11 protein-coding genes and 1 pseudogene are annotated in these 10,432 nt (G+C 41.4%); 6 read left to right on the top strand and 6 right to left on the bottom strand.

The features are described from left to right. Positions 1-147 precede the first annotated feature (147 nt). Positions 148-459: an FtsK/SpoIIIE domain-containing protein gene (locus tag DP117_RS22840; RefSeq protein ID WP_169220526.1), complete on the top strand. Its 312-nt coding sequence runs from the start codon at positions 148-150 to the stop codon at positions 457-459. Positions 460-492: 33 nt separating this feature from the next. Here the strand turns inward: DP117_RS22840 and DP117_RS22835 are convergent, their stop codons facing one another. The 5 genes from DP117_RS22835 to DP117_RS22815 form a co-directional block, all read right to left on the bottom strand. Then, complete coding sequence (locus DP117_RS22835; protein ID WP_339381382.1) at positions 493-2,373, bottom strand: DnaJ domain-containing protein; 1,881 nt, start codon at positions 2,371-2,373, stop codon at positions 493-495. Between the two features lie 52 nt (positions 2,374-2,425). Continuing rightward, the gene (locus DP117_RS22830; RefSeq protein WP_211176289.1) at positions 2,426-2,749 is read right to left on the bottom strand and encodes a hypothetical protein; all 324 of its coding nucleotides are present in this window, start codon (positions 2,747-2,749) and stop codon (positions 2,426-2,428) included. Between the two features lie 89 nt (positions 2,750-2,838). Further along, positions 2,839-3,303 carry a hypothetical protein gene (locus DP117_RS22825; RefSeq protein WP_169220525.1) on the bottom strand — a complete coding sequence of 155 codons (465 nt, stop codon included), beginning with the start codon at positions 3,301-3,303 and terminating at the stop codon, positions 2,839-2,841. Between the two features lie 20 nt (positions 3,304-3,323). Continuing rightward, a complete protein-coding gene (locus DP117_RS37350; RefSeq protein ID WP_169220524.1) occupies positions 3,324-3,701 on the bottom strand; it encodes an HNH endonuclease in 378 nt (125 codons plus the stop codon). Beyond that, positions 3,701-4,102 (bottom strand): hypothetical protein, encoded by a 402-nt coding sequence (locus tag DP117_RS22815; protein ID WP_169220523.1) that lies wholly within the window; start codon positions 4,100-4,102, stop codon positions 3,701-3,703. Before DP117_RS22815 ends, DP117_RS37350 begins: the two co-directional genes overlap by 1 nt. 142 nt (positions 4,103-4,244) lie before the next feature. Between DP117_RS22815 and DP117_RS22810 the strand changes: the two genes are divergently transcribed. The 3 genes from DP117_RS22810 (at position 4,245) to DP117_RS22800 (ending at position 7,434) form a co-directional block, all read left to right on the top strand. Beyond that, positions 4,245-4,547 carry a hypothetical protein gene (locus tag DP117_RS22810; protein WP_169220522.1) on the top strand — a complete coding sequence of 101 codons (303 nt, stop codon included), beginning with the start codon at positions 4,245-4,247 and terminating at the stop codon, positions 4,545-4,547. Positions 4,548-4,646: 99 nt separating this feature from the next. Next, complete coding sequence (locus DP117_RS22805) at positions 4,647-5,813, top strand: pyridoxal phosphate-dependent aminotransferase (RefSeq protein ID WP_169220531.1); 1,167 nt, start codon at positions 4,647-4,649, stop codon at positions 5,811-5,813. A gap of 397 nt (positions 5,814-6,210) precedes the next feature. Next, on the top strand, positions 6,211-7,434 hold the full coding sequence (locus DP117_RS22800; RefSeq protein ID WP_169220521.1) for a sensor histidine kinase: 1,224 nt from the start codon (positions 6,211-6,213) through the stop codon (positions 7,432-7,434). On the opposite strand, the gene DP117_RS22795 is transcribed toward DP117_RS22800, so the two are convergent. After that, positions 7,431-8,603 carry a glycosyltransferase gene (locus DP117_RS22795; RefSeq protein WP_169220530.1) on the bottom strand — a complete coding sequence of 391 codons (1,173 nt, stop codon included), beginning with the start codon at positions 8,601-8,603 and terminating at the stop codon, positions 7,431-7,433. The genes DP117_RS22800 and DP117_RS22795 overlap by 4 nt on opposite strands. Before the next feature lie 293 nt (positions 8,604-8,896). Between DP117_RS22795 and DP117_RS22790 the strand changes: the two genes are divergently transcribed. Both DP117_RS22790 and DP117_RS22785 read left to right on the top strand, forming a co-directional pair. Further along, positions 8,897-9,247, top strand: a complete 351-nt coding sequence (locus DP117_RS22790; protein WP_211176292.1) for a hypothetical protein — start codon at positions 8,897-8,899, stop codon at positions 9,245-9,247. A gap of 31 nt (positions 9,248-9,278) precedes the next feature. Beyond that, positions 9,279-10,289: pseudogene (locus DP117_RS22785) on the top strand (damage-control phosphatase ARMT1 family protein); the annotation flags it as partial. Between the last annotated feature and the right edge of the window lie 143 nt (positions 10,290-10,432).

Below are 10,432 nucleotides of genomic sequence, written 5' to 3'. Positions count from 1 at the left end.
CAGACAAAATCGGGGTGGGGTTGTACGAAAATTGTGGGCAAGCATACTGAACTGTAACCTAAATAAAAATTACTTCTTCAACGGAAGCTTCTTCTTGCACAAATAAAAGACTTAAAACCATTACACCGTCTTGCAACACTCGAAGAAATGAGTGGATTCTTCCGCCTTGTCATTCCTGGGAATACTCCAGTTCCGGGTATGGCGACAACTCGCTTGCGTAACAGTACTGCTGAGGAAATCTTCAACAACTATAAACACCTGATGACAAAAGACGAATATATAGTTGGTTTAGATGATGAAAATAATCCTGTAATATCTAGCTGGAGTGAAATTCCCCATCGCCTAGTAGCTGGGGTGTCTGGCGCTGGAAAAAGCAATTTTCTGAAATGGATTATCTTCCAATTCTTATACGTTAACCCAAAACGGAAGATTTACATTGCTGATTTTGGTATCAAATAGGAGTCCTATAAATAAAAGATAATGAACACTTTTTTAACTTCTCAAATATCCTCTCATAAATTTTTGGCGGTACTCTTTATAAGCCTGATTAATTGCTTGCATTGCAGCTTTTGCGTTGGTAGAACTGTTGACATCAGGATGATATAGCCTTGCTAATCTCAGGTAAGCATCTTTTACATCCTTTGGATTGTCAGTCTTTTCTACACCCAAAACTTCCCACCATTCCCCAGATGGTACAAACTCAAGCATCGATTCATCACTGCTAGAGGTTTGACGCCAAATCTTAATGGTGCCGCTTTTTCCACCACTCACCAGTGTCTTACCATCATAACTGAAGGTAACGGGACTGCATCCAGAAAGAGTTTGTAGCAGTTGCCCAGTTTGTAAATTCCAAATATTAATGATACCGTCTACACTGCTACTTGCAAGAGTTTGTCCATCTGGGTTTATCGCAACAGATACAACTGATGCTGAGTGTCCATTTAGAGTTTTGAGCAATTCTCTAGTGTGGAGATTCCACAGTTTGATGGTAGTGTCTGTACTACCACTAATTAGAGTTTGACTATCAGGACTGACAGTAACTGTGTTCACTGCTCCTGAATGTCCTCTGATAATATGAGATTGCCCCCAATTTTTTAAATCCCAAATTCTGATAGTTTTATCGGCGCTTCCACTGGCAACGATCCCCCCTTCGCCCCCCTTATTAAGGGGAGCCAGTGCGTTGCGGAGAGCAGCGCCTTGCGGGGGTTCCCCCCGTTGTGGCGACTGCGGGGGGTTCCCCCCGTTGTAGCACCTGGCGTGGGTTGGGGGGATCGGACTAAAAGCAACAGACAAAACAGCATCTGAGTGTCCATTTAAGGTACGTTTTAGCTCTCCTGTGTATCGTCCCCAAATTCTGATAGTCTTATCGGCACTACCACTTGCTAGAATTTTTCCATCAGGGCCCAAAGCAACTGAGTAAACAAAGCCAGTATGACTGTAGGGAGAGTTTAAATAGAAGAGTGTACGGTTAAATTTTTTTGTGTCTAAATACCAACTGCTGATTTTACGAGCGACACCTCCACTGACAAGTGTCTTACTATCAGAGCTGATAGCAACAGATAAAACCGCTTCTTCTTGCCCCGCGAAAGTGTAAAGCCATTTTCCTGTTTTTAAGTTCCATAGACGAACTGTTCTGTCATTGCTTGCACTTGCTAGAGTTTGATTATCGGGAGTGATGGCGATCGCATTCACTGTAGCTGTATGTCCCCACAGAGTCTGCACACATCTCCAAGTTTCAGATGATGCTTCTTTGGGAAAGACAACTTCTGTTTTGATGTTAGGAGGAGAGGTTTGAGTTTTTTTGTGTAATTCTTTCTTGAGCATCTGTAACTCATCCTCAACTTCCAAAGCCGCAAATTTTTGGTTGAGATCTTCACCAGTTAAAAATGCCTCTAACTCCATCACGGCTGCAGAATAAGCATCCATCTGCAAGATTTTCTCTTCCATTCTGTCGAAAACCTGTGCTGGTGTTTCTCTTGTTCCGGTTTCGTCGAGTAACTTGGCAATACCGTAAGCGGCGAGTCCAACCACAGCACCAATTCCTGCCATAGGAACTGTACCAATACCAAAAGCTAAACCTATTTTGGGTGCGACTAATCCCATACCACCGACAACGCTAGAAACACCAGCACCGCCTATTGCGCCAATTCCCATTGCACTATAAGCCGCTGCATCTCCCTCTCCTATTCCCTTGAGCGCACCATAAGCAGCAGCACCAACGACAGCGCCAGCACCAACTACAGGAACTGTCCCAATTCCAACAGCTCCAAATCCTCCGGCTAATCCCATCCCGCCTACTGTTGCAGAAACACCAGCGCCTGCTATGCTTCCTCCGGCAATAAATGCTGCGCCAGTTTTGGAGTTTTGTGTCACTTTTTGTCGTCCCCTGTAGTTTCAGTTACCTAAGCTACTCACACTCTATAGCTCACAAAGGAGGTAGTAAACCCGGATTGGGTATGACTGCCTGTATAGCTGCTTGCTTAGCTGCGTAAAAAGCTGCTTCAGCACATTTGTCAATAAAATCAAATTCCGGCTTAGAAGCATGAAAAGGCTTGATACCAAGTACTTCTACTTTGTATTTTTGTTCAAGCTTCAAACCATCTGGTATGCAAGTGAAACCCATCTCTGAAGCATCAACATTCTTGATCCAGAATTCGTTGCAAAAAATTGGAGGTTTGTCATAGAGAGCTACTTTTAATTTGCCAGATTCGCTGCTGATGTAGAATTTGATTTCGTGTACGTAAGCCATATTTTTACTTGTCCAAGTTGTTGTATTACTTTGTTTCCAAACTTAACCAATTTTTTGTGTTTTTTTCACTCTTATTTTTCAATTTGTTATCAAACTTCTTCCATATTGATAAGAAAAAATAAACCAGAATTGGTATTTTTTTCTATCAGCATAGCTATTCTATTATTAGTTCCAAATAATTGAGATGCTAAATTAATTCCTAAAATGTGAATATTCAGAGTCGGTCTGATGACAAGATAAACTGTATCCTCACTTCTGACTTCTGGTGCTTTACATATTTCGATTTCTAGAGAAGGATATAAAAACGATGGCATTTTTTGAAAGACTCCCTGAAACCAGGAAATAAGCTGTTGTTTATTCTGGTGTACATAAGAGTTACTATAATAATTGTCAGATATTAAGCTTTGAAGTCTTTGTACGTCTTTGGAGTCAACTGATTTTTTGAAATCCCGAAAAAATAGCAAAATGTCTCCTTCTAAACCATAAGGATTCCATCGGGTTTCATGTACTTCACGAAATAAGGAAATTCCTGCTTGAAAAACATCAAATAACATAATATTAATTCTACTCAGTCTTACTTTTTCAAGAAACGTGCTCCTTTACCACGATTGCAATCTCTACACAACGTTTGTAAATTGTTGAGGTCATTATTGCCACCTTTAGAAAAAGGCACGATATGATCAACTTCTAATTGCACTTGCTGACTAGTACAACCACAAAAAACACATTTGTAACCGTCTCTGTGTAAAACCAACACGCGAACTGATGCGGGAATGTGGCGGGAGCGTTTAGTATTATCTTGCTTTGGTTGAACTCGGAATTTAGTAGTAGCAGACTTTTTCACCTTTGGCTTTTTGGATTTACCAGCTTTTTCACTATTAGCTTGATGAATCAAATCCCGAATCAAACCACGCACTAATTTTTGGACAGGATTGGGAGGCTGTCTTGTCATCACTTATCAAACAGCTTTTTCAAACCATAAGCTGCGAGTCCAACTACCGCACCAGCTGCTACAACTGGAGCAGCACCAATCGCGACAGCAGTTCCTCCAACAGCTAAACCCATACCTCCAACGACAGCAGAAACTCCTACTCCAACGGCTGCTCCTCCTGCGACGGCACCTATCGCTGTGGCGTCTCCCTCTTCTATTGCCTTTTTAGCTCCATAAGCAGCTGTGCCAATAACTGCACCAGCAGCAGTCACAGGAGCCATACCGATTGCTACGCCTCCAAAACCTCCAACTAATCCCATACCGCCAACGACTGCTGATACACCAGCACCAGCTGCACCTCCTCCAGCAACTAATGCTGCACCTTCTACTTTATCTTTCAGTTCTTCGTTATTATGTGTCATTATTGTACTTAAGTATATTACATATAACCTAAACAAAAAAATTGTTACTGTCCAGGAAGAATCAATTAAATATTATTTAATCTTCTTAAAGCTTGTGTAAAAGTATAAGGCAAGCGGTTTTCAACCTACTTTTGTATCAAGTATGAGCATGAGAAAATCTATTGCTTTCGTGTTACTATTAATACTGTTTTTGTCAGTAGCATTTCCATCTCTTGCATTGGTGTGTCGCAATCGGGATGCTCATCAAATCTGCATTCTGAGTATTCAACGAAGCGCGAAAAATTATTGGGAATACAGAGCAGCCGTGAGCGTAGATGGTGTGAAAAGACCGATTGAAGTTTATAATTGTCGCTCTAGAGTGAAGGTTCAGCGAGATGGAACTGCTTTGCCATTTGAGCATAACGATCCTGGTGAGCTGATATGCAGTTTTTTCCAGAAGTCTTGAGGTGAGCCTTGAATCAACAAAGGAATTCTTAAGAGACAAATATCAAGAGAATTTGTGAGATATTCTAAAGAAAGTCAGAAGTTTGCCAAACGAGTGACGATGAAGCTGGCACAACGAGTAAGTCAAGTAGCACCTTCTATAACCTTAGCTATTGCAGCCAAGGCTAAGGCAATGAAGGCAGAAGGAATTGATGTTTGTAGTTTTAGCGCTGGAGAACCAGATTTTGACAGCCCAGCGCACGTCAAAGCTGCTGCACAGAAGGCTTTGGACGAAGGTAAAACTAAGTATGGAGCCGCATCTGGGGAACCAAGGTTAAGAGAAGCCATTGCTCGCAAGTTAAAAACTGAGAATGGTCTTGATTACAAGGCAGAAAATGTTATCGTTACCAACGGTGGAAAACATTCTCTGTTTAACTTAATGCTGGCGCTGATTTCACCAGAAGATGAAGTCATCATCCCCGCGCCTTACTGGTTAAGTTACCCCGAAATGGTGACGCTTGCTGGTGGAGTCTCTGTCATTGTTCCGACAGATGCTTCCACTGGTTACAAAATCACACCAGAACAGTTGCGTCAGTCGATTACGCCTAAGACAAAGCTTTTGATCCTCAACTCGCCATCTAACCCCACTGGTATGGTTTACACACCAGAGGAAATTCAGGCGATCGCCCAAATTATTGTTGAAGCTGACATTCTTGTTGTTTCCGACGAAATATATGAGAAAATTCTCTACGATGGTGCAAAACACATCAGCATTGGTGTACTAGGACCAGAGATTTTTGAACGAACTATTATCAGCAATGGGTTTGCTAAAGCTTATTCGATGACAGGATGGCGGATTGGATATTTGGCAGGACCTGTTGATTTAATTAAAGCAACAATTACCATCCAAAGCCATAGTACGTCGAACGTCTGTACCTTTGCTCAATATGGGGCGATCGCCGCTTTGGAATCTTCCCAAGATTGTGTAGAACAAATGCGCCAAGCTTTCGCCAAACGGCGAGAAGTCATGTATGAAAGACTCAACGCTATCCCTGGATTGAGTTGTCCAAAACCAGACGGCGCGTTCTACCTATTTCCCGACATCAGCAAAACAGGACTAAAATCTCTAGATTTTTGTAACAGCTTGCTAGAAAAAGAGCAAGTCGCAGTCATTCCTGGAATCGCCTTTGGTGCTGATGACAATATTCGCCTTTCCTATGCTACAGATTTAGCAACAATTGAAAAGGGAATGGATAGATTGGAAAAATTTGTCAAGTCGCGGATTTAGTCGATCTCAAAGTTTTGAGTTCTGAGTTTGAAGCTTTGAGTTCCAAACTCGAAAATTCAAGTTCCGAACTCGAAATTCCGAGTTTCAAGCTCGAAATTGCAAATGTCATTTCTTGCACTTTACCGTCCATAAGCTGGAAACCAAAGGCTATACAGAAAAAGCCTGCTTAAGCAAGTATCCTTACTCTTGATAGAAGTTAAATATTGTAGAGTTGTTGTCAAGTTATTTATACTTCTTTAAAGATTTTGTAAGTTTTATTGAGATGAATTTATGTCTCGTGAAATACAAGAATTCATCCGATGCTGGTATAGTGAAATCTGTCATCACTTAATTAATTTAGCTAAACTAATTGCATCTAGAAACTTCTACATCTACTGTTGCCTGCGTCTGCTAACTGATGGATTATAGTCACTTACTTAGTGAAAAAACTAACACGATTGTAGAGAACTGGGTCAAAGCAGTTCGCGTTGATAAGGATATTGAGAGTGCCGATTCACTACCTCGCATAGATATACGGAATCATATTCCTCATGTCCTAGCAGCGATGGCAACCGTGCTTTCCCAATCGACTGACAGTAATATTGAGTTATTAGTTCGGGCAAGTTTAACACATGGGGTTTTCAGATCTCAACAAGGCTTTGATTCTGCTGAAATCGCATTAGAGTATCGCCTACTACGCCAAGAGATATTTGCAGCAATCAATGCAGATCTACAGTTGGGAACAGTCGCAGAAGTCATTCGAGCCATGAGGGTGATTGACGCTGTAGTGGATGAAGCGATCGCTCAGTGTTTTAAAAGCTATACAGAAGAGCGGTTGCGAGAACTAAAGCAGTTGCAAAGTCAGTTGATGCTCACTAATGAGGAACTTAATCGTTTAGTAAGTGCAACTCAAGACAATTTTTCTCAGCTAGCCCACGAACTCAAAACTCCTCTGAACTCGATTATTAACTACTCAGATTTGTTTTTGCGCCAAGTACGACACCGCCCAGAGGTGAGAGACACTCTTCCTAGTGTCGAAAACATTGAGCGCGTGATACGCAATAGTCGCCAGTTACTCTCCCTGATCAACTCGACACTGGAACTTTCCCGATGTGAAGCAGGGAAGATGCAACTGCGTGTAATGTCAATAGATGTGCGTTCTGTGATTAATGCTGTTATGGAAATCATGGAGCCTTTAGCTGCAGCGAAAGGGCTTGTGATGATGGTTGATTGCTCGCAAGCCCCCAACCAAGTTATGACAGATCCCTTACGATTACAGCAAATTATCACGAATCTTTTGAGTAATGCGATTCGCTATACAGAGTCGGGAACTGTTCAATTAACGTGTCAGATGTTATCTGATCAGCAGTGGTGTATTGCGATCTGCGCTCCGCGCAGCAGCGAAGCTATCGCTGACACTGGAGTCGGAATTTCACAAGAAGATCAGCTGCGTGTTTTTGATCCCTTCTTTCGAGCCAGCTCCACTTTGCACGCTCGCTTGCCTGATAGTACTGGCTTAGGGTTGGCAATTGTCAAGCAGCTCGTAAAACTCATGCAAGGCAAAATAGAACTGGAATCGCTCCTTGGGGTTGGCTCGACTTTTACTGTCATCCTACCATTAGAAATCAAAACCATTTCCTAAATTAACCCCATTTCTTCCAAACCTTGACGCAGTCGTTTCGCCTCTTCAGGATTTTTTTGCTGTTCATGAAGGGCGATCGCAGCTTTAAAAGTCATGAGACTATCTTGTACATAGCCAAGTTTCAGCAGCAATACTCCCAAGTTTTGGTAAGCTTCAGCATATGTAGGATTTAACTCAATGGCTTTTCGATAAGCTAAGATGGCATCTTTGAATGAATTCATTGCCTTTAGCGTCATCCCTAAATTGTAATATCCTGGGACAAAATTGGAGTCTATCTTAATTGTTGCTTCGTAAGCAGTCTTTGCACCATTTAAATCTCCAGTTGCTTTGAGTAAGTTGCCCAGATTGTTGTATGCTCCTAGTTTGAGAATTGGATAAATGGGCAATTTCACTGCTGCATCATAATGGGCGATCGCATTTTTATAATTTTGCAAACGAGAGTAGGCAATGCCAAGATGATAGTAGAGTTCGTACAAAGTCTCATACTCTTCTTCACAAGAAGCGACTCCCAGCGCCAACAATTTGATACCTTCTACTGTCTTCCCAGTTTCCACATAAAGCGCCCCCAACTTACTACAAACATAAGGGTCATTGGGATGAGAAGCAAGAAACTCTTCCATCGCTGCTTGCGCTTTGGTGAGTTTATCTTGTTGAGCGATCGCACTTTTTTGGTATCCTGTGTGTAGAATAGCCACTCCTTCCAAATATCCCACTTGCAAATGTGGTTCCTTAGTTAAAATTTCTGATACACTATCATCCACTAATGCATGATAAGGGCGAGAAAAGCGGATGTCTGGATGATTGCGGAAAAGACGAGAAACTAATGAATAAGGCGATTGTTCTGCTCCTACCTCATGACGCAGGAGGTTCACCAGAAGGTATTCTTCCCTTTGTATCACTTGCTTTAACTGCGGTACAATCTTCTGGCTGAGAGTTTCATCCGCATCTAAAACCAGAATCCAATCACCTGTGACATATTTTAAAGCTTCATTCCGGGCAGCACTGAAGTCATTGCACCATTCGAAGTGATGCACTTTCGCACCAAATTTTGTGGCGATTTGCGGAGTACTATCTGTAGAGCCTGTATCTAAAACTACCATTTCATCGACCACATTTTTAACACTCCCAAGACATTTAGACAGTGTTGCTTCTTCGTTTTTAACAATCATGCACAGACTTAGTTTCATAGATAACTCATGTATTTTTTTATATTCTGTAAATATAAGCAATTTTAGTTTTGTGCCTGAATTGTGATCAACCTCTTTTGCCAGAAGTCTCTCGTCATAGCCGTAGACATCATTAACGTTAACGACTGCATCAGTGATATAGCGATTTTACTAAATCATTCGTATACAACAAGATTCTCGACTTCGTAAGAGTTGTCAGGAATCTGAACTTATAGATTTCTAAACTGAATCTTAAATCTGTAAGGTTTGTTAACAAAGTACCGCAATATTTAAAAGTGGTGCTTTATAACAAACGAAAGCTAGTGGAACAAAAATCCAGTACTCCTAGATTACCCTTACCACAACCACTTGTGGGTGCAGAAGTTGGTACGTTTACCGAGTTTACAGTCACTCAACGGATGCCTAATCTTGCCCGTAGAGTTATCGAGGAAAATCAGTTTCCACCCAATATTGAAGAAGAAGTCAGAATTCAGAATCCAGGAGCGGAGCCACCAGCCGCTCCGCCTCCGGTCAGAATCAATCAGTGGGGGATTCAAACCCGCCACCTAGAAGCACTACCAAATTTTCAATTTGGTAGGGGACTTAAACCCACTTATTCATCCGCCAGTCTAAAGAATTCATGCTGAATTCTGGCTCCTGACTCCTGAATTCTTTCTTGTTAATGCCAGTTTGGAGAAACTAGCCACTGAACTTCCGGTAGGATATTTGTCACCTTTTGTAGATGACACTGGCTCAGATTTTTCAAGTTGGGATAGATATTTAAAACCATATGAAGGACAGCGTTGGATAGATGTTCCCTGGTTCTTTGCTGAAACTTATTTCTATCGATTGATTCTGCAAAAAACTAATTACTTTTGTCCTGGTGAATGGCAAGGTGTAGATCCATTTGAGTTGCAAAAACGCCAAGGTTTAGAAAATTCACTTGACTCAATCACTGCTTTATGCACTCAAGTAAATGAATGGTTGAAAGTATCACAGCAGCAAAGTCAGTCAAAGCAAACAGATTTGATAGCATTATTATATTTTGCTTTGTGGGGAAATCGAGTTGACTTAAGTCTTTGGTCTGCATTTGAGGGCGATAGCTGGCCCCTTAGGGGGCCTGCGCTAACGCTGCTGCAAGGAAGCGCAGATCGCTCTCAATTTGATATTCAAAGTCAACAATCTTACATATTAGTAGATGATGCACCAAAAGTCACTGAATTGTTGGTGAGTCGTCAAGGGCGCGTTGATTTTGTCGTAGATAATGCTGGATTTGAACTTGTTTGTGATTTGTGTTTGGTGGATTATCTTTTAGGTAGCGGTGTGGCGAGTCAGATGAAATTACATTTGAAGCCTCACCCAACATTTGTCTCTGATGCCATGATTAAAGATGTCCATTTTACAATAGAGTTTTTATTAGCTTCAAGCAATCCAGAATTGATATCCTTTGCTCAAAGACTACAAGAATATATTGCCTCAGAACAGTTAATTTTAAGCGAGGATTATTTTTGGACATCACCTCTAGCTTTTTGGGAAATACCTGAGTCTCTCAAAAATGAGTTATCTAATTCCAGTTTGATAGTGGTTAAAGGAGATGCGAATTATCGAAGATTATTAGGAGATAGACATTGGGATTTCACGACTAACCTTTCAGATATCGTTTGTTACTTAAGCGCACCAATGGTAGCCGCAACGCCGGGTTAATATTTGATTACAGCAGACAGACGAAAGTCTCTAGTGTAGTGTTCGAGCTTATTTTCCAGTGCTTACCTTGAGCGTTAGTTCCTTCAAGGTTATGCCCGTCGCTGACTTTAACTTTGAGATCATCGATA

The organism is Brasilonema sp. UFV-L1 (assembly GCF_012912105.1).
In the GTDB taxonomy this organism is placed as follows: domain Bacteria; phylum Cyanobacteriota; class Cyanobacteriia; order Cyanobacteriales; family Nostocaceae; genus Brasilonema.
This window is presented reverse-complemented; position numbering and strand designations above follow the sequence as displayed.

Bases quoted from the DNA above. Each gene is read 5' to 3' on its own strand.
- DP117_RS22840 (WP_169220526.1), top strand. From the start codon at position 148: ATGAGTGGATTCTTCCGCCTTGTCATTCCTGGGAATACTCCAGTTCCG.
- DP117_RS22830 (WP_211176289.1), bottom strand. From the start codon at position 2,749: ATGGCTTACGTACACGAAATCAAATTCTACATCAGCAGCGAATCTGGC.
- DP117_RS22825 (WP_169220525.1), bottom strand. From the start codon at position 3,303: ATGTTATTTGATGTTTTTCAAGCAGGAATTTCCTTATTTCGTGAAGTA.
- DP117_RS37350 (WP_169220524.1), bottom strand. From the start codon at position 3,701: ATGACAAGACAGCCTCCCAATCCTGTCCAAAAATTAGTGCGTGGTTTG.
- DP117_RS22815 (WP_169220523.1), bottom strand. From the start codon at position 4,102: ATGACACATAATAACGAAGAACTGAAAGATAAAGTAGAAGGTGCAGCA.
- DP117_RS22810 (WP_169220522.1), top strand. From the start codon at position 4,245: ATGAGCATGAGAAAATCTATTGCTTTCGTGTTACTATTAATACTGTTT.
- DP117_RS22805 (WP_169220531.1), top strand. From the start codon at position 4,647: ATGAAGCTGGCACAACGAGTAAGTCAAGTAGCACCTTCTATAACCTTA.
- DP117_RS22800 (WP_169220521.1), top strand. From the start codon at position 6,211: ATGGATTATAGTCACTTACTTAGTGAAAAAACTAACACGATTGTAGAG.
- DP117_RS22795 (WP_169220530.1), bottom strand. From the start codon at position 8,603: ATGATTGTTAAAAACGAAGAAGCAACACTGTCTAAATGTCTTGGGAGT.